Annotated in this window: 15 protein-coding genes; 10 read left to right on the plus strand and 5 right to left on the minus strand. The window is 71.4% G+C overall.

Annotated features, from left to right (window positions below; translation table 11 throughout):
• Positions 1-34: 34 nt before the first annotated feature.
• The gene (locus tag ACFYWQ_RS21650; RefSeq protein ID WP_389518485.1) at positions 35-2,347 is read left to right on the plus strand and encodes an FdhF/YdeP family oxidoreductase; all 2,313 of its coding nucleotides are present in this window, start codon (positions 35-37) and stop codon (positions 2,345-2,347) included.
• Between the two features lie 210 nt (positions 2,348-2,557).
• On the opposite strand, the gene ACFYWQ_RS21655 is transcribed toward ACFYWQ_RS21650, so the two are convergent.
• Positions 2,558-3,499 (minus strand): alpha/beta hydrolase, encoded by a 942-nt coding sequence (locus ACFYWQ_RS21655; RefSeq protein WP_389518486.1) that lies wholly within the window; start codon positions 3,497-3,499, stop codon positions 2,558-2,560.
• 106 nt (positions 3,500-3,605) lie between these two features.
• On the opposite strand from ACFYWQ_RS21655, the gene ACFYWQ_RS21660 reads away from it, so the two are divergent.
• Entirely contained in the window at positions 3,606-4,241 is a 636-nt protein-coding gene (locus ACFYWQ_RS21660) for a TetR/AcrR family transcriptional regulator (protein WP_389518487.1), read from the plus strand.
• A gap of 108 nt (positions 4,242-4,349) precedes the next feature.
• Here the strand turns inward: ACFYWQ_RS21660 and ACFYWQ_RS21665 are convergent, their stop codons facing one another.
• Positions 4,350-4,940: a CGNR zinc finger domain-containing protein gene (locus ACFYWQ_RS21665; protein WP_389518488.1), complete on the minus strand. Its 591-nt coding sequence runs from the start codon at positions 4,938-4,940 to the stop codon at positions 4,350-4,352.
• A 76-nt stretch (positions 4,941-5,016) separates the two neighbouring features.
• On the opposite strand from ACFYWQ_RS21665, the gene ACFYWQ_RS21670 reads away from it, so the two are divergent.
• Positions 5,017-5,874 (plus strand): alpha/beta fold hydrolase, encoded by an 858-nt coding sequence (locus ACFYWQ_RS21670; protein ID WP_389518489.1) that lies wholly within the window; start codon positions 5,017-5,019, stop codon positions 5,872-5,874.
• 269 nt (positions 5,875-6,143) lie between these two features.
• Here the strand turns inward: ACFYWQ_RS21670 and ACFYWQ_RS21675 are convergent, their stop codons facing one another.
• The 3 genes from ACFYWQ_RS21675 to ACFYWQ_RS21685 form a co-directional block, all read right to left on the minus strand.
• Positions 6,144-6,764 carry a TetR/AcrR family transcriptional regulator gene (locus ACFYWQ_RS21675; protein WP_389518490.1) on the minus strand — a complete coding sequence of 207 codons (621 nt, stop codon included), beginning with the start codon at positions 6,762-6,764 and terminating at the stop codon, positions 6,144-6,146.
• A 40-nt stretch (positions 6,765-6,804) separates the two neighbouring features.
• Positions 6,805-8,622, minus strand: coding sequence for an AMP-dependent synthetase/ligase (locus tag ACFYWQ_RS21680; protein ID WP_389518491.1), 1,818 nt, complete (start codon positions 8,620-8,622; stop codon positions 6,805-6,807).
• 140 nt (positions 8,623-8,762) lie between these two features.
• Entirely contained in the window at positions 8,763-9,467 is a 705-nt protein-coding gene (locus tag ACFYWQ_RS21685; RefSeq protein WP_389518492.1) for a TetR/AcrR family transcriptional regulator, read from the minus strand.
• Between the two features lie 156 nt (positions 9,468-9,623).
• On the opposite strand from ACFYWQ_RS21685, the gene ACFYWQ_RS21690 reads away from it, so the two are divergent.
• The 7 genes from ACFYWQ_RS21690 (at position 9,624) to ACFYWQ_RS21720 (ending at position 18,147) form a co-directional block, all read left to right on the plus strand.
• Entirely contained in the window at positions 9,624-10,853 is a 1,230-nt protein-coding gene (locus ACFYWQ_RS21690; RefSeq protein ID WP_389518493.1) for an oxygenase MpaB family protein, read from the plus strand.
• Between the two features lie 276 nt (positions 10,854-11,129).
• Positions 11,130-12,353: an oxygenase MpaB family protein gene (locus ACFYWQ_RS21695; protein WP_389518494.1), complete on the plus strand. Its 1,224-nt coding sequence runs from the start codon at positions 11,130-11,132 to the stop codon at positions 12,351-12,353.
• A gap of 124 nt (positions 12,354-12,477) precedes the next feature.
• Complete coding sequence (locus tag ACFYWQ_RS21700) at positions 12,478-14,784, plus strand: molybdopterin cofactor-binding domain-containing protein (RefSeq protein ID WP_389518495.1); 2,307 nt, start codon at positions 12,478-12,480, stop codon at positions 14,782-14,784.
• A 15-nt stretch (positions 14,785-14,799) separates the two neighbouring features.
• Positions 14,800-15,276 carry a (2Fe-2S)-binding protein gene (locus tag ACFYWQ_RS21705; protein WP_389518496.1) on the plus strand — a complete coding sequence of 159 codons (477 nt, stop codon included), beginning with the start codon at positions 14,800-14,802 and terminating at the stop codon, positions 15,274-15,276.
• Positions 15,277-15,382: 106 nt separating this feature from the next.
• Positions 15,383-16,549 (plus strand): XdhC family protein, encoded by a 1,167-nt coding sequence (locus ACFYWQ_RS21710; protein WP_389518497.1) that lies wholly within the window; start codon positions 15,383-15,385, stop codon positions 16,547-16,549.
• A gap of 298 nt (positions 16,550-16,847) precedes the next feature.
• Complete coding sequence (locus ACFYWQ_RS21715) at positions 16,848-17,063, plus strand: hypothetical protein (RefSeq protein ID WP_389518498.1); 216 nt, start codon at positions 16,848-16,850, stop codon at positions 17,061-17,063.
• Entirely contained in the window at positions 17,056-18,147 is a 1,092-nt protein-coding gene (locus ACFYWQ_RS21720) for a response regulator (RefSeq protein WP_389518499.1), read from the plus strand. The genes ACFYWQ_RS21715 and ACFYWQ_RS21720 overlap by 8 nt, the downstream gene beginning before the upstream one ends.
• Positions 18,148-18,280: the final 133 nt, after the last annotated feature.

Consider the following 18,280-nt stretch of genomic DNA (forward strand, 5'->3'; position numbering starts at 1 on the left):
GTCCCCGGGAACAGCGTGAGCGAGAGGCGATCCGATGAAGAAGGCGCCCGGCGAGGAGCCGAACGAGGCTCTGACCGTGACTCCGCCCAAGGAGTGGGCCGCGGGCGTGCCCGCAGTGGTGCACGCGCTGGAGTACTCCCTGGACGAGACGTCCGCCCGGCGGGCAGGGGAGACGCTGCTGACCATGAACCAGGTGGACGGCATCGACTGCCCCGGCTGTGCGTGGGCGGATCCCGCCCCGGGCCGCCGGCACCGCAACGAGTACTGCGAGAACGGCGCCAAGCACATCAACGACGAGGCCACGTCGCGGCGCGTCACCGCCGACTTCTTCCGCACGCACCCGGTCTCCGACCTGGCCCGGCGGTCCGACGGGTGGCTGAACCAGCAGGGCCGGCTGACCGAGCCGATGGTCAAGCGGCCGGGCTCGGACTTCTACGAGCCGATCAGCTGGAACGACGCCTTCGGCCTGATGGCCGAGGAGCTGACCTCGCTCGACTCCCCCGACGAGGCCGTCTTCTACACCTCGGGCAGGGCCGGCAACGAGGCCGCGTTCGTACTGCAACTGTTCGCCCGGGCGCTGGGCACCAACAACCTGCCCGACTGCAGCAACATGTGTCACGAGTCCAGCGGCTACGCCCTGCACGAGACGCTGGGCACGGGCAAGGGGACGGTCAGCCTCCACGACCTGCACCACGCCGACCTGATCTTCCTGGTGGGGCAGAACCCCGGGTCCAACCACCCGCGGCAGCTGTCCGCGCTGGAGCAGGCCAAGCTGAACGGCGCCCGCATCATCGCCGTCAACCCGCTGCCGGAGGCCGGGCTGCGGCGCTTCAAGAACCCGCAGAAGCCCCGTGGTGTGATCGGGCAGGGCATCCAGATCGCCGACCGGTTCCTGCACATCCGGAACGGTGGCGACCTGGCCCTGTTCCAGGGGATCAACCGGCTGCTGCTGGAGGCCGAGGACGCCCGGCCGGGCGAGGTGCTGGACCATGACTTCATCCGCACCGACACCACGGGCTTCGAAGAGTTCGCCGAGCACGTCCGCGGCGTCGGCTGGAGCGACATCCTCGCCGCGACCGGCCTGACCCGCGAGGAGATCGAGCACGTCCGTGACGAGGTGCTGCGCAGCGAACGCGTCGTCGTCTGCTGGGCCATGGGGATCACCCAGCACAAGCACGCCGTCCCCACCATCCGGGAGATCGTCAACTTCCTGCTGCTGCGCGGGAACGTCGGCAGGGCGGGCACCGGAGCCTGCCCGGTGCGCGGGCACAGCAATGTGCAGGGCGACCGCACGATGGGCATCTGGGAGCAGATGCCGGACTCCTTCCTCGACGCCCTGCGGCAGGAGTTCGGCTTCGACCCGCCGCGCGCCCACGGGCTGGACTCGGTGAACGCGATCAAGGCGATGCGCGAGGGCCGCGTCAGGTTCTTCCTCGGCCTGGCCGGCAATTTCGTCCGGGCCGCTCCGGACAGCACGGTCACCGAGGAGGCGGTGCGCACCTGCCGGCTGACCGCCCACATCTCCACCAAGCTCAACCGGTCCCACACCGTGTGCGGCGAGACCGCGCTCATCCTGCCCACCCTGGGCCGTACCGAGCGGGACGTGCAGGCGAGCGGGGAGCAGTTCGTGACCGTGGAGAACTCGATGAGCGAGGTGCACACCTCCCGCGGGCGGCTGCGGCCGGCCTCCGCGCTGCTGCTCAGCGAGGTCGCCATCCTGAGCCGGCTGGCCCGCCGCACCCTCGACGGAACGGCCGACATCCCCTGGGAGCGGTTCGAGGCCGACTACGGAACGATCCGCGACCGCATCGCCCGCGTCGTCCCCGGGCTGCACGACTACAACCGGCGTGTGGCCCGCCCCGGTGGTATCCAGCTGGCGAACCCGGTCAACGAGGGCGTGTACTCCAACGCCGTCGGCAGGGCGCTGTTCACCCGCAACGCCGCGGAGGTGCTGCGCGCGCCCGAGGGGCACCTGCTGTTGCAGACCCTGCGCTCCCACGACCAGTGGAACACCGTCCCCTACACGTCCGACGACCGCTACCGGGGCATCCTCGGAAGCCGCCGGGTGGTGCTCGTCCACCCGGACGACGTGGCCGAACTCGGCCTGACCGCCGGACAGAACGTCGACCTGGTCAGCGTATGGACCGACGATGTCCAGCGCCGCGTCGAAGACTTCCGCGTGGTCCCGTACCCGACGGCACGGGGGTGCGCCGCCGCGTACTACCCCGAGACCAACCTGCTGGTGCCCCTGGAGAGCGTGGCGGAGAAGAGCAACCAGCCGACGTACAAGGAGATCGTGGTCCGTCTGGAGCCCGCGTCGCCCCGGGCGGACGGTTCCCGGGGCTGATCGGCACTACGGCGAGTTCGTTCACCGCGCTGCGAGACGGGCCGGCGTGGCCACCCGTCCGAGAAGGACGCCGGATCGTCGGCGCGCCCCGCCCTACGGTGGCGGCATGAGCCATCACTCCGGAGCACCTGTCACGCCCCAGGACCCGAGGCCCTGGTCCTGCTTGCGCGCGGCAGGGGTCCGGCGAGTGGTGGTGCTGCGCGGGCCACGTCAGGAGGCGAAGGCCGTTGCCACGGCGTCCGCGAGCTGGTTGAGGACATCGCGGGAGAGTCGTACCGAGCCGGTGAACGAGAGGAACCCGTGGACGGCGCCCTCGACCGGGAGGTGCTGGACCGGCACGCCGGCGTCGGCCAGCTCGCGGGCATAGCGGTCCCCCTGGTCGCGCAGGGGGTCGTGCTCGGCGGTGGCGATGACGGCGGGAGGGAGTCCGGCCAGTTCCTCGGAGCGCCCCGGTGAGACCCGCGGGTCGGCGCCCTGGTCGGGGGTGCTGAGGTAGGCGCCCCAGAACCACTCCAGGTAGGAACGGGAGAGGACCGGTCCCGTCGCGTTCTCGTACATCGAGGGGCTGTCGTCGAACCGGTCGACCGGCGGGTAGGCGAGTACCTGGAGCGTGATGCGAGGGCCCCCGCGGCGCAGGGACTCCTGGGCGAGCGCCGCGGCCAGGTTGCCGCCGGCGCTCTCGCCGAACACGGCGATGCGCCCTGCGTCGCCCCCGAAGGCGGCGGCGTTGTCCGCGACCCAGGTCAGCGCGGCGTAGGCGTCGTCGATCGCGGCCGGGAAGCGGTGTTCGGGGGCCAGCCGGTAGTCGACGGAGACCACGATCGTGCCGGAGCGGCCGGCCACGGTGCGGGCGATGTGGTCCTGGGTGTCCAGGTCGCCGAAGACCCACCCTCCGCCGTGGAAGAAGAGGGTCACGGGCAGCGGCCCGGCGTCCGTCCCGGTGACGGGCCGGTAGATACGGACGGGGATGTCGCGGTCGTCGGCAGGGGCAGTGGTGTCCCGGACGTCGGCGACCGGTTCGGGATCGCCGGCCAGGGCGGCGAAGGCGCGTCCGGCGGCACGGTTCTCCGCCACCGTCCGGCTCTCGGGGGCCGGTCCGCCTTCCACGGCCAACTGCTTGAGCAGGATCTCGATCTCGGGGTCGAGGGACATGATGCACACCTGTCTGGAGAGACGGCCACCCCGGGCTGGAATGACTTCTCCAATATCCGAGGCGCATCGCTGGAATGTCAATTCCAACCTTTGGTAGCGTGGGCGTGTGAGCACACCAGGGAAGACCGAAGAGCCGGAGAAGCGTCGGCTCACCGAGGCCGGCCGCAGGACCCGGGCGCGCATCGTCGAGACCGCCGCGGAGCTGATGTTCCACCGCGGCGCGGCCGGCACGAGCATCCCGGACATCCAGGCGGCCGCCGGGGTCAGCGCGTCGCAGATCTACCACTACTTCGGCGACAAGCAGGGCCTGGTCCTGGCGGTCATCGACCACCAGACGGACGCCAAGCTCGCCCGGCAGCGTCCGCTGCTGGACAGCCTGGACAGCATCGAGGCCCTGCGCGAGTGGTGCGACGAGGCAGGGGACCGGCAGGACGCCATGGGATGTGAAGGCGGCTGCGAGATCGGCTCGCTCGCCAGCGAACTCGCCGACAGTGATCAGTCGGCGCGGACCGGCCTCGTCGCCGCCTTCGACCGGTGGGAAGCGCCCATCAGGTCGGGACTCGCGCGCATGCAGGAGCGCGGCGAGCTGAGCGAGAGCGCCGACACGGCCGCGCTCGCCACCGCTCTGCTGGCCGCCATCCAGGGCGGCATGCTGCTGTCCCAGGTCCGCCGGTCGAGCACCGCCTACCGGCAGGCCGTGTCAGCAGTCATCGACCACATCGAGAGCCACCTCGTCCGGTAACGGCCCGGGCCGGGTGCGTCAGGGCCGGAGTGCCTCCCAGCGCCCTCGCCCTGGACGACCGGTCGGCCGCGCCCGGCTCCCCGGCACGGGCAGAAAACCCCTGCCCGATCAGCCGCTCGTGCGGGAGCGGGCCTGGTGGAGCCGGACCTTGGTGCGGTTTCCGCAGCGGGTCATCGAGCACCAGCGGCGGTTGCGGGCCGGCGAGCGGTCCACGAAGCGCAGGGCGCACTGCTCAGCGGCGCAGATACGGACGCGCCGGATCTCCGGGGAGAGGAGCAGTTCGATCGCGTCCTGGGCCACGAGGCCGAGGCCGGCGCTCGCGTCCCCGGCGACCCGCGGCGTGCTGCTCGACTCCAACCGGCCGCCCCTGAGCACCAGACGGGGTGCGGGGCGGGGAGCTGCCGCCGACGCCTCGTTGATCACGGCGATGTCGGCGGGCGCCGGCAGTTCACCGCCGGCCACGCGCAGCACCGCGTGGTCGATCGCCTTCCGCAGCGCGACCGCGCAACGCAGCGCGGACTCGGGCACGTCACCGGTGCGGGGCCGGTCCGGGAGCAGGGCGGCCTCGCGCAGCCAGCGCACCACGTCGTCCGGCTCGCAGAGTGTCTCCCGGGGCTCCTTCCACCGATCGCGCAGGGTGTTGACGAAGTCCAGGCACACCCGCCCGCCGTACCGGAGCCACTCGTCGTCCGCCGCCATGAGCCCATTGTCCACGGACCCGCCTGCGACTAACCTCCTGAGACGGTTAGTTACCGAAGGCAGGGAGGGAACGATCATGGCCACGGCAACGGTGACCACGGGTGTGGCCCAGGTCAACGGGATCCGCCTGCACTACACACGCGCGGGCTCGGGGCCGCTGCTGGTGCTGCTGCACGGGTGGCCGCAGACCAGCCTGTGCTGGCGCCCGGTGCTCGGCGAACTCGCCGCCACCCACACCGTCGTCGCCCCCGACCTGCGCGGTTACGGCCTCAGCGACAAGCCCGCCACCGGGTACGACAAGCGGCAGATGGCCTCGGACATCGCCGAACTGGTACGGCACCTCGGGTTCGAGCGGGCGGCAGTGGTCGGCCACGACCGCGGTGCCCGGGTCGCGCACCGCTGGGCCCTGGACCGTCCCGACCAGGTCGAACGGCTCACCGTGCTCGACGTGGTCCCCACCCGCGAGATGTTCCGCCGCCTCGACGCCTCGGTGGCCGCCGGCTACTGGCACTGGCTGTTCCACCTTCAGCCCGATCTCCCCGAGCTGCTGGTCGGGAGCAACGTCCGCGCCTACCTGGAGTACTTCTTCGAACGCTGGACCTACAACCGCCACGGTCTGGCACCGGACGCCGTCGACGCCTACGTCCGCGCCGCGTCCCGCCCCGGCGCGCTGCGCGCCGGCTTCGACGACTACCGCGCCCAGGAGCGCGACCTCGCCCTCGACGACGAGGACGCCACCGCGGGCCGCCGTCTGACCATGCCCGTTCTGGCCCTGTGGGGCTCGGCCGGCCTGCCCGCCCGGCTGCCCAGCCTGGACATCTGGCGTCAGTACGCCGACGACGTCACCGCCGCCGAGATCCCCGAATGCGGCCACTTCATCCCCGAGGAACGTCCCGACGCCCTCCTGGCCCACCTGCGGACGTTCCTCGGCTGATCACCACCGTGCCGGCCGCATCGGGTGCCGTACCGCTGTGACCCGTCGGGCGGGTGGTGCACCGGTGGCAGAACACGGCGGGTGGCGCGTGGCCGGGATGGACGGGCCTGGGCCGGCCGCCGGGTGGTGCGGTGGGCCGGCCCCGTTCGGGCGGAGTGTTCCGCACGTGCGGCCGGAGACCGGCCAGATCGGGGGTAGCGGTGTCATGGGCGCCGCAGGGGGCGCGGTCACGACTGCGCGTCCCCAGGGGGCCGTCGGGGGACGGGCCGTCAGTCGTGCCGTACGGTGGGGAAGACCGTGTCGATCAGGTGGAGCACCGTGCGTGTCAGCATCACGTGCAGATCCCTGTGGCTGAGCGTGCCGCGTACCAGCCATTCGCGGGAGGCGGCCTTGAGCATGCCGCTGTGGGCGCGGATCATCGCCCGCAGCTTCGGCTGTCCGTCGGTGACGTCGGACAGCATCGCGGCCTCCAGGATGCAGTCGGTGGCGATCTCGTCCGCTTCGAGCATGATCTGGTCGATCTCAGGGTCGTTGCCGAGGGCTTCCAGACTGATCGCGGACAACCACATCTCCCGGTTGCGCGCCACGACGTCGAGCCACCGGTCGACGCATATCGACAGGCGTTCCTCAGGGCCGCTCGGGGGCAGCATCTCCAGGACGGAGGCCGGGACGACCATGGTCTGCCGTACCACCGCGAGGTAGAGCTGACGTTTGCCGCCGAAGTAATGGTTGATCAGCGCGCGGGCCACGCCTGCTTCGGCGGCGATGTCCGAGAGGGACACCTTGGTGTAGCCGTGGGCCCCGAAGAGCCCGCGCGCGACGGCGAGGATCTCGGCACGCCGGGCATCCGGCGCCAATCTGCGTCGTGGGACCTGACGCTGAACGCCCATGTGGTCGGCTCCTTCGTGACGCTCCCTGGTGTGCCGGGTGCTATGAGTACATCGACTCGATCGTGTGGGCGTGCAGTGCGTCGATGGCACGGCGCCGCAGGCCCAGCGTCGGTGTCAGCTCGCCCGTCTCCACGGTCCAGGGGCCCGGCAGGACGCGGTGCCTCGTCACCCGCTCCTCGGTCGAGAGGACCGTATTCGCCGCCGCGACGGCCGTCTCCAGGGCCGCGAGCACCGCGGGGTGACGGGACAGCTCCTCGAGGTCGGCGGTGTCGATTCCGTTGGTGCGGGCCCAGAGCGGGGCTGCCACCTCGTCCAGGACCAGCAAGGCCGTGACGGACCGGCGCCGGTCGCCGACGGCGACGCCGTGGGCGACCAGAGGGTGTGTTCTCAGCAGTGACTCGATCCTGGTCGGAGCGATGTGGGTGCCGTCGTCGGTGACGATGATCTCCTTCTTGCGGCCGGTGACGGTGACGATGCCCCGGGAGTCCACGGTCCCGACGTCACCGGTGGGCAGCCAGCCCTCCGCATCGGTCGCGGGTTCGATACGGCCGTCGGTGCGCAGGTGACCGGCGGCCACCACCGCACCGCGGACGAGCAGCTCGCCGTCGTGGGCCTCCTTGACCTCGACGCCCGGCCCCGGGCGTCCGACCGAGCCGAGGGCGAAGGCCTCGGGGGTGCCGACCGCCGCCGCCCCGGTGGTCTCGCTCGAACCCCACACCTCGTGGACCGGAAGGCCCACGCCGGCCAGGAATTCCAGGTCGGCGACGGTGAGCGGTGCCGCCCCGCAGAAGGCCCGGCGGCAGTCGTCGAACCCGACGGCGGCGCGGACGGGCCGCAGCACCTGCGCGTCGAGCAGCTCCAGCGGCTCGACGACGTCCGCCGGCAGCTCCTTGCCCGCGGTCCGCAGGCGGAACGCTTCGAGGGCCGTTCTCCTGGCCTGTGTCACGACCGCCGTCCGGTCCTCGGTGAAGGTGTCGAGTTCCGCCCGCAGGACGGCGATGAGCTCGCCCCACACCCTGGGGGTCCCGAAGAACCCGTGCGGGCGCACCGTGCGCAGGGTGGGCACGAGCTGCTCAGGGGCGGGACAGAGCGTGGTGTGGCCGGCGTCGCAGATCGGCCCGTAGATGCCCAGGACCCGCTCCGTGACGTGCGCCGTCCATGTGCAGAGCACCGACCGCGGATGCTCGGGGGCGCAGGCGAGTCGGTGGAACATCAGGGACGCGTGGACGACATTGCGGTGGGTGAGGACCACGCCCTCGGGGTCTCCGGTGGTGCCCGAGGTGTACACAAGGGCCAACGGCCGATCTGCCGTGACAGCGTCCGTGAGCGCCTCGAACGCGGCGTCGTCGGGCGGTACGGCGTTGCGTACGGCCGGGTAGCTGACGACGCGCGGGTCGTCCGCCGGAGCGGCGTACCGGTCGAGGACGACGACAGCGCGCAGGTGCGGCAGTTCCGCCAGGGCCGGCCGCCACTGCCGTAGCTGTTCCTCGCCCTCCAGGACGAGGACGGTGGCGGCGCTGTGCCGGGCCGTGGCGATGATCCGCTCCGTGCTCAGTGTGTCGTGGATGCCGCAGGGCAGGGCGCCGACGTGCACTGCGGCGAGGTCGGCGATCCAGTGCTGCGCCCGCCCGGACAGGGCGACGAGCATCCGGTCGCCCTGTTCCAGGCCGAGCGCGACGAGACCGCGCGCAAGGGCGGCGACCTCCGCACGCAGCTGCGACCAGGACAGTGTCGCCGCGTCCGGTCCGACGCCGGTGGTGAGGGCGGGAAGGTCGGCGAACCGCCGGGCGTTGCGGCGCAGCAGCCCGGTGATGGTCTGTCCTTCGACGGACTCGTGCAGTTGCTGTGCCGTGGCCACGGCGGGCTCCCTCCATCGCGAGCCGTGCGTGAGGTCCATGAGCGGACCTCACAGTGAAGTTCTGCTGACTGACTGTCAACAGGTGTGGCCGGTCCGGCCCCTCGGGTTCAAGGCGCCCGCCGGCGGTGAGAGGCGGAACACTACGGGCGAGGCGGTGGCGGTGGCGGTGGCGGTGGCGGTGGCGGTTCCAGCATCGGGACGAGGAATTCCAGGGCCACCTTCCTCAACTGCGCCTCGTCGCCGAGGTCGATGACGTGGCTGGGGATGACGAGCAGCGACGCGGAGATGCGGACCATCATCTCCGCCACGAGACCCACCTCCACCTCGGCGGAGACGTGACCCGTGCGCTGCTCCTCGCGGAGCCTCCCCGCCAGGAACCGCTGGACCGTGCTCAGCGTGCGGCCCCCGTCGTTGGTCATGGACGGTACGACGGATTCCGGTTCGGCGATCATCAGTCCTCCGATCAGGGGGTTGTCGCGGATGGCCCGCATGGAGCTCACGAAGCCCACGACGACCCGGTCGGCCACGGTCCCGGCGTCCCGGATGTCGACGATGAACTGATCGAAGTAGCGCCGGAACTCACGCCGTACGACGTGCTCGACGAGCAGGTCCTTGGTGGCGAACCGCCGGTAGACGGTGATCCGGGAGACTCCCGCGCGTCGTGCCACGTCCGAGATGGCGGACCGCTTGATCCCCATACGACAGAACTGCTCGTACGCGGCATCGAGCAGACGCGTGTCCGTCTCGTCGCCCTGGCCGGCGCCTCCGACGGCATCGGCGAACGCGATGTCGAGCAGCGCCGCGAGGTCGGCAGGGCCCCTGGGGGGTGCGTGCGCGGGTTCCACGGGTTCCTCCCTGATCCTGTGCAGCCTCTGGCGTTCCCGCCTCGGTTGTGCTCCCCTGAAGATACAGAGAGTCTGCATCTGTTTCACCGTATCAAACGGGAGCCGCGGGACCACAGGTCCGCGCAACACATCGGATTCCAGGAGGAGTTCGCAGCAATGGACGGACTCAGCAGGCGCAAGATGTTGATCACAGGTGGGACGTTGGGAGCCTTCGGCGCGCTGAGCATGGCGTCGCCGGCCCGCGCGCGGTCCCTGTGGACGTGGTCGCCGAGCGGTTCGGTCGCGGGAGCGGGCGCCGGACTCGACCCGGACTGGGTGTGGGACGAGGAGGTCGACCGGCTCGTCGCCACCGTGATCGACCGGGGCGACGTGCCTCGGGTCAACGAGCTGCTGCGCCAGTGGACCCGCAACGACCAGCCGCTGCCGGACGGACTGCCCGCGGACCTGCGCGAGTTCATGGAAAGCGCACGTCAGCTGCCTTCGTGGGCGGATCGGGCCAAGCTGGAGACGGCGGCCGAGTTCAACGAGTCCCGGGGCATCTACCTCAATCTGCTCAACGGCGTGGGCGGCGGGATGCTGAGCACCGCCATCCCCCGGGAGGCGCGCTCCGTGTACTACTCCAAGGGCGGCGCCGACATGGAGGACCGGGTCGCCAAGACGAGCCTGCTGGGCTTCGCCGTCGGGGACCTGAACGCCTACCGGCCCGACGGCAAGGTCATCGTGGAAGCCGTCAAGACCCGGCTGGTGCACGCCGCCGTGCGGCACCTGCTGCCGCAGTCCCCGGGCTGGTCGCGCACCAGCGGCGGCCAGACCATCCCCATCAGCCAGGCGGACATGCTGGTCACCTGGCACAGCCTGCCCACCTACACGATGCGGAAGCTGCGCGAGTGGAAGGTGCCCGTCACACCGGCCGAGTCGGCGGGCTATCTGCACGTGTGGCAGGTGACCGCGCACATGCTCGGCATCCGGGACGAGTACATCCCCGCCACCTGGGACGAGGCCGACGCCCAGTCCCAGCAGGTCCTCGACCCCATCCTGGCCCCCACACCCGAAGGCGTCGAACTGACCGACATCCTGCTGGGCCAGCTCGCCGAGCAGACCAGCCCCGGCGGCATCGACCGTCCGCTCGTCAACGCGCTCGCCCGGTACCTGGTCGGCGATCAGGTCGCCGACTGGGACGGCATCCCCCACGAGCCGTTCTGGGAGAAGGCGATCGCGACCGCCTGGCCGAAGCTGGTGGCCTTCCGCGAGAAGCTGATCCCGCTGCCGCTCGTACCGCCGCTGGCCTGGACGATCGACGAGGCGGCCCGGCAGTACATCCTGTTCCACCTGACCAAGGGTCAGGGCACGCGCATCGAGATCCCCGACACCAACCGCCCGGCCTGAAGCACATCGGCGCCCGCGGTGGCGCGACGCTCCCCCCTCACCATCCGGACGGGAGACGGCCACCGCGTGGTGCCCGGCCGAGCGGTCGCCCCCCCCTTGCCGTGGCCTCGTCATGCGGGCCCCGCACGGGGGCCGTACCGGAACGCGGGAGGGCCGCACCGGCAACGGGGCCCGTCCGCACACGTGCGAAGCCCGGCGTCACAGGGCACCGAGGGGCGGACCTCATCCCCTCGCATCGCGGTACTCACCGACAGAACTCGAGGAGGAGTTCAGAGCATGGACGGACTCAGCAGGCGGAGAATGCTCATCGCCGGCGGGGCGTTGGGAGCGCTGGGCGCGCTCGGCGCGGCCACGCCCGCCCAGGCGCGTCCCCCGTGGACGTGGGCGCCGAGCGGTTCGGTGGCGGGAACGGGCGCCGGACTCGACCCGGAGTGGGTGTGGGACGACGAGGCCGATCCCGTGCTCGCCGCGGTGATCGACCGGGGTGACGTGCCCCAGGTCAACGAGCTGCTGCGCCAGTGGACCCGCAACGACCAGCCGCTGCCGGACGGACTGCCCGCGGACCTGCGGGACTTCATGGAGAAGGCACGCCGGATGCCGTCCTGGGCCGACTCGGGCAAACTCGAGGCCGCGGTCCGGTTCACCAAGAACAAGGGCATCTACACCGGTGCCCTGTACGGGCTGGGCAGCGGCCTGATGAGCACCGCCATCCCGCGGGAGGCGCGCGCCGTCTACTACTCCAAGGGCGGGGCGGACATGAAGGACCGCATCGCCAAGACCGCCAAGCTCGGGTACGACGTCGGGGACCTGGACGCCTACCAGCCGCAGGGCACGATGATCGTCACCGCGGTGAAGACCCGGCTGGTGCACGCGGCTGTGCGGCACCTGCTGCCGCAGTCCCCGGGCTGGTCCCGTACCAGCGGCGGCCAGACCATCCCCATCAGCCAGGCGGACATGATGGTCACCTGGCACAGCCTGCCCACGTTCGTCATGCACAAGCTGAAGGACTGGAGGGTGCCGATCTCCGCCGCCGAATCGGACGGCTTCCTGCACGTGTGGCAGGTGACCGCGCACATGATGGGCATCCTGGACGAGTACATCCCCGCCTCCTGGGACGAGGCCGACGCCCAGTCCCGGCAGGTCCTCGACCCCATCCTGGCTGCCACCCCCGAGGGCAACGAGCTGACCGACGTGCTCCTCGACATCGTCGCCGAACTCGACGCCGGCCTGACCCGCCCCCTGATCAACGCCTTCTCCAGGTACACGGTCGGCGACCGGACCGGGGACCTGATCGGACTGGACGAGGAGCCGTTCTGGCAGCCGCTGATCAGCGCCGCCTGGCCGCTGCTCGTCGCCTTCCGCGAGGGCCTGATCCCCCTGCCGCTGGTTCCGGCAGCCGCCTGGACCGTGGAGGAGGCCATCCGCAAGTTCGTCCTGCTCTTCCTGGCCGAGGGCAAGGGCATCGAGCTCGAGATCCCGGACGTGAACCGCCCGTCCTGACGCACCCCGACGCCGCACCGCGGGGATCCGCGCCCCCTGGCGGAACCCCGCGGTCCGGCGCACGGATCGTCGACGTCGAAGAGACCGAACAGTACGGAACGACGAACACGAGGAGGGACCGTCGATGAGCGACACCGACCGTGAACCCCGGCCGGAGCCCGGTACGGCCGGACTGGGCAGGCGCCGGTTCCTCGGGTTCGTGCTGGCGGCTCCGACCCTCGTGGCCGCCGCCGAACTGGCTGCCGCGCCGACGGCCCGAGCCGGCATCCCCTCCCCCGAGATCACGGAACTGGTCGATCTCAACGACGTGATGACCGCGGCCGCCCTGCCGACCTCCGGCCTGATCACGGTCGAGGTCGGCACGGACGGCATCGTGTCCTTCGCGCTGCCGCGCGCCGAGGTGGGCCAGGGCATCACCACGTCGACGGCCATGCTGATCGCCGAGGAGATGGACGTCCCCCTGGAACGGGTGCGGGTCACCCTTGCCGACGCGCGACCGGAGTTGCTGTTCAACCAGCTCACCGGTGCCTCGAACACGACCGTCTCCACCTTCACCCCGGTGCGGGTCGCCGCCGCCGTCGCCCGCGGCCGGCTGCTGCTGGCCGCGGCGGACGAGCTCGGCACGGCCGTCACCGACCTCACCCTGAAGGCCGGAGTGGTCACCGGCCCGGCCGGCGAGAGCATCGGCATCGGCGCCCTGTCCGAGAAGGCCGCGAGCGTACGGACGCGGCAGGTGGCCGTCGACCTCAAACCGCGGGACCGCTTCACCGTCATCGGCACACCGCGCACCCGCGTCGACGCCCTCGCCGCCGTCACCGGACGCAAGCGGTTCACCCTGGACCTGGCCGTGCCGGACGCCCTGCCGACCATGGTGTGCCGCCCGCCGACCATCAACGGCACGGTGGGCTCGGTGGCCAACCTGGCCGAGGTCCGCGGCATGCCCGGCATCACGGACGTCGCCACCGTCTCCACCGGCGTGGCGGTACGCGGCGAGACCTTCGGCCAGTGCATCGACGCCGTCCGTGCCCTGCGCGTGTCCTGGAAGCCGGGCAGCGCGGAAGGCAAGTCCGACGCGTCCGTGCTCGAAGAGCTGGAGGCGGCTGAGATCCCCCTCGGCCCGCCACCCCTGACACCGAGCGTGGAGGGCAGGTTCACGTTCGCCTTCCGCAGCAACAGCGCGCTGGAACCGAACTGCGCGACAGCCGACGTACGGCCCGACCGCGCCGAGGTCTGGTCGAGCCTGAAGGCACCGATCGTCGCGCAGGAGGCGATCGCCACCAAGCTCGGGCTGCCGCTCGACGCGGTCACGGTGCACGTCACCGAAGGCGGCGGCTCCTTCGGCCGGAAGCTCTTCTTCGACGCCGCGCTCGAAGCCGTGGAGATCTCCCGGACGCTCGGCAAGCCGGTCAAGCTGCTGTGGCACCGCGCCGACGACTCACGGCAGGGCCGCACCCACCCCATGGCCACCTCCCGCGTACGCATCGCGTATCTCGGCGACACCGTCCTCGGCTACCAGCAGCGGCACACCAGCGTGGCCACCGACCTCGGTCACGGACTGGGCGAGATCCTCACCGCCCTGGCCGCGCAGCTGCCCGTCGGCGACATCGGGTTCTCGGAGACGTTCTTCCAGCTCTCCCAGTCGATGCCCTACGACTTCGGTCTCAACAGCCGCCTTCTGAGCGAAACCGACAAGAGCTTCAACACGGGCAGCATGCGCAACGTCTACTCCCCCGACGCCACCTGCGCCCGCGAACTCCTCGTCGACCGGCTGGCGCGGAAGATGGGCAAGGACCCCTTCCGGTTCCGGCACGACTTCCTGCGGGACGAGCGGTCCCGGGCCGTGCTGGACAAGGTCGCGGAGGTCGGACGCTGGGGGCGGTCGCTGCCGGCCGGCATGGCGCAGGGGATCGCGTTCCACTCCGAGTACCACTCCACCAGCGCCGTACTCGTCGAGATCGACTGCCGCCCGGAGACCGTCGACCGCCCGATCCGCGACGGCGTGACCGGCCCCCGCGTCACCAAGGCGGTCCTCGCCGTGGACGTGGGCCTCGCCGTCAACCCACGCGGTCTGGAGGCGCAGATGATGGGCTGCGTCATGGACGGCATCGCCCTGGCCCTGACCTCCAGCCTGCACCTGCGCGACGGGTACTTCCTGGAAGCCAGCTGGGACAACTACTTCTACACCCGGCAGTGGAACACACCGCCCGAACTGGACATCGTCGTCATGCCGGCCACCACGGGGGAACCCGGCGGGGCCGGCGAACTGGGCGTCGCCGCCTCGATGGCCGCCGTCGCCTGCGCGTACGGCCGCGCCACGGGAACCATGCCGACCAGCTTCCCGATCAACCACGGCACGCTCTCCTTCGAGCCCAAGCCCACCGTGCCGCCCGTCCCCGCGTCGCCCACCGACGGCCTGGACCACGTCCGCTGAGAACCTGGAGCACCCATGCCCGAGCACACATTCCGCCTCAACGGCGAACAGGTGACCGTGGACGTCGCCGATGACGTGCGCCTCCTGTGGGTCTTGCGCGACATCCTCGGCGTCACCGGGCCGAAATACGGATGCGGCATCAGCGTCTGCAAGGCGTGCACCAGCCACCTCAACGGCAGAGCCGTCACTCCCTGCACGGTGCCCGTCGGAGCGCTCCGGCCGACCGACGAGATCACCACGGTCGAAGGACTCCCCGCCACCGTGGGGGCCGATCTGCACCCGATGCAGCAGGCCTGGATCGACCGGGACGTGGCCCAGTGCGGCTACTGCCAGCCCGGCCAGATCATGGCCGCCGTCGCACTCGTCCGCCGCGTGGCGGCCGAGGGACGCGAGATCACCGACGCCGATCTGGACGGCATCCGCAACATCTGCCGCTGCGGCACCTATCCCCGTATCCGTGAAGCGATCAGAGCCGGCGCCCAGCAGATGTGAAGGCCGCCGCCGAGGCCGGGTCCCCGCCGGTCGGGCCGCGGTGGAGGCCGCGGCCGGCGGTGGGCCGGGCACCGCGGCGTGGACGGCGTCCCCTGGAGGAAGACCCATGCTGAACATCGCGGACACGCTGGCCCGCTGGTGCCGGGCCGCACGGCCCTTCGCCCTGGCCACGGTCGTCGACGTCACCGGAAGCACACCCCTGCCGGTCGGTACGTCGGTCGCGGTGGACCACGACGGCAACGCGGCCGGCAGCATCTCCGGCGGCTGTGTCGAGGGCGCCGTGTACGAACTGTGCCGACATGTCCTGCGAGAAGCCGGCCTCCCGCGGCGGGCCCGGTTCGGCCCCTCCGGCGATGACGCCTTCGCCGTCGGCCTGACCTGCGGCGGTGAGCTCGACGTCTTCGTCCAGTACGTCGACCCCACCGCCCACGCCCACCTGGCGGCCGCCCTCACCGGGGTGGCGGGGGGCCGGCCGGCCGCCGTGGCACAGCTCGTGGAAGGGCCCGGTCACCTCCTCGGCTCGACACTGAGCGTTCTCGGTGACGGCCACGCCTCCTCCGCGGGCCTGGCCGACGGGCCGGCGGGCCGAGCGGTGGCGGAAGAGGCCCGGGCCCTGCTGCGTGCGGGGCGCGGCGGACGCGCCACGGTCGGAGGGGACGCGGAGAGCTGCCCCGAGCCGCTCACCGTCTTCGTCCACGTCCACGCGCCCCGCCCCCGCATGCTGATCTTCGGCGCCGTCGACTTCGCCGCCGCCCTCAGCGAGACGAGCCGCTTCCTCGGGTACCGGGTCACCGTCTGCGACGCCCGCCCCGTCTTCGCCACCCCGGCACGCTTCCCCCACGCGGACGAGATCGTGATCGACTGGCCCCACCGCTACCTGCGGCGGACGGAGGTCGACGAGCGCACGGCCGTCTGTGTCCTCACGCACGACGCCAAGTTCGACGTTCCCCTGCTGCGTCTGGCGCTGGACCTGCCCGTCGGCTACATCGGCGCCATGGGATCACGACGCACGCACGAGGAGCGCCTGCGCCTCCTCCGGGAGGCGGGAGTGTCCGGGGGACAACTGGCCCGGCTGCACTCCCCCATCGGCCTGGACCTGGGCGCCCGCACGCCGCAGGAGACCGCCGTGTCCATCACGGCGGAGATCATCGCCCGCGCGAACGACGCCACGGGCCTGCCCCTGTCCCGGACGACGGGTCCGATCCACCGGCCGCCCCGGCCGGGCCCGGTGCCCGCCCCCGGTGATCGGTACCGGTCCCCGACGCCTCGGTGAACACCGGGCCGGCGAGCCCTCCGGGCGGTCCCCGCGGAAGCCCACGTTGCGCGCAACACACTGGCAACGCTCCGTCCAAGAGGAATCAGGTGACCTCGGGAAACGTCGCGCCTCCCGGTCATGCCGGCGCCGTACGACACCTCAGTACGGGTGTTGCATCGCCGATTGCGGTACGCAACAGGTTCCCGGCACTCCATTCTGTGTGTCACCCCGAAGGCAATCCGCCGCGCGGGTGATGGGCTCCCCTCGCCACCCGGCCAGGGGCCGAGTGGATGGACACCGTATGGAACAGCCGTTGTTGACGACCAGAGGAGCACTCGTCCTGCTGCTCGCGGTGCTCAGCGGGGGTGTCGCGGCAGCACTGTCCTGGACGGGGGGTGAGGGACCTTCCCGCAGTGTGCTCGCCGGTCTTGCCGCGGCCGGACTGGCCGCCTCGTTCTTCGACCGGTTGATCGTGAACGACGGGGCCCGTGGCGGCGCGTCCCACGAGTCGGAAGGAGAGGGACGTGGGTGAGCTGAGGCCGCTCGGCAGTGACCTTCCCGAAGCGACGCGTGCTCTGGCCCAGGCCCTCAGGGAGTTGTTCGAGGGGCTGGGAGTCTCGGTACGCCGGTACGCGACGCGCCGGCAGTGGGACCCCGGCACGCTGTCCCGGTACCTCAACGGAACCCGGCTGCCTCCGTGGAAGATCGTGAGGGAGCTGCTGGCCGACCTCGGTGAGCACCGGGGAACGGCCGTGACGCCCGAGGCCGTCGAGCTCGTCCGGGAGTTGTACCGGGCCGCGATCGACGCCGGCTCCTCGCAGCACCATGCGATGGAGGTCCTCGAGGAGCAGCTGGCCGACGCCGACCGCCGGTCCCGGCGTTCCAGCGTTCAGGGAGATGTCCTGGGCGACGCCCTGCTGGAGCGGACGAACCGTATCCACGACCTGGAGGTGCGGCTCTCGCAGTTGGAGGCGGACTGGAAGGCCGAGCGGGGCCGTGCGGACGAACTGGCGGCCGCCCACCCCGATGTCACCCAGCTGCTCGAGGAACGTGACGTGCTGCAACAGCAGGTCACCAGGCTCGGTGAGGAACTGAAGAACGCGCGGGAGGAGAGGGCCGCCGCCGAAGAGCGCTGCCGGCTGCTGGAGCGTCAGCTCGACGCTCTCGAACGTCCCACGGTGCTCCCGACCGTGCCGGACGCCGGCCTGCCCAAGATCCTCGTCGTGGACGACCAGCCCGACAACCTGCTGGCCATCACCGCTGTCCTCGGCACGCTGGACCAGGACCTCGTCACGGTCTCGTCCGGACGGGAGGCGCTCAAAGCCCTCCTGGACAACGACGACTTCGCTGTCATCATCATGGACGTACAGATGCCCGACATGGACGGCTACGAGACGGCCGCCCAGATCAAACGCCGCCACCGCAACCGTGACGTCCCCATCATCTTCCTCACCGCCATGGGCGCGGATCCGGTCCACGCCAGTCAGGGGTACCTCGTCGGTGGTGTGGACTACATCACCAAGCCCTTCGACCCCTGGGCCCTGCGGGCCAAGGTCGCGGTCTTCACCCAGATCCACGTCGAGCGACACATGACGCCCAGAACGCCCGCCGGTTGACGTCCTCCGGCGCGACGATCGAGGTGGAGGGCGCCGTGGCCGGCCGCGTGGCGCTGCGGCCGGCGCACGACGCCTACCGGCTCCGGGGCATCGGCCCGGCAGTGCTGCCCGAGTGCGGACCGTGGTGGGGCCG

The organism is Streptomyces sp. NPDC003247, from assembly GCF_042888135.1.
Classification (GTDB): domain Bacteria; phylum Actinomycetota; class Actinomycetes; order Streptomycetales; family Streptomycetaceae; genus Streptomyces.

Bases quoted from the DNA above. Each gene is read 5' to 3' on its own strand.
- ACFYWQ_RS21650 (WP_389518485.1), top strand. From the start codon at position 35: ATGAAGAAGGCGCCCGGCGAGGAGCCGAACGAGGCTCTGACCGTGACT.
- ACFYWQ_RS21655 (WP_389518486.1), bottom strand. From the start codon at position 3,499: ATGTCCCTCGACCCCGAGATCGAGATCCTGCTCAAGCAGTTGGCCGTG.
- ACFYWQ_RS21665 (WP_389518488.1), bottom strand. From the start codon at position 4,940: ATGGCGGCGGACGACGAGTGGCTCCGGTACGGCGGGCGGGTGTGCCTG.
- ACFYWQ_RS21670 (WP_389518489.1), top strand. From the start codon at position 5,017: ATGGCCACGGCAACGGTGACCACGGGTGTGGCCCAGGTCAACGGGATC.
- ACFYWQ_RS21675 (WP_389518490.1), bottom strand. From the start codon at position 6,764: ATGGGCGTTCAGCGTCAGGTCCCACGACGCAGATTGGCGCCGGATGCC.
- ACFYWQ_RS21690 (WP_389518493.1), top strand. From the start codon at position 9,624: ATGGACGGACTCAGCAGGCGCAAGATGTTGATCACAGGTGGGACGTTG.
- ACFYWQ_RS21695 (WP_389518494.1), top strand. From the start codon at position 11,130: ATGGACGGACTCAGCAGGCGGAGAATGCTCATCGCCGGCGGGGCGTTG.
- ACFYWQ_RS21700 (WP_389518495.1), top strand. From the start codon at position 12,478: ATGAGCGACACCGACCGTGAACCCCGGCCGGAGCCCGGTACGGCCGGA.
- ACFYWQ_RS21705 (WP_389518496.1), top strand. From the start codon at position 14,800: ATGCCCGAGCACACATTCCGCCTCAACGGCGAACAGGTGACCGTGGAC.
- ACFYWQ_RS21710 (WP_389518497.1), top strand. From the start codon at position 15,383: ATGCTGAACATCGCGGACACGCTGGCCCGCTGGTGCCGGGCCGCACGG.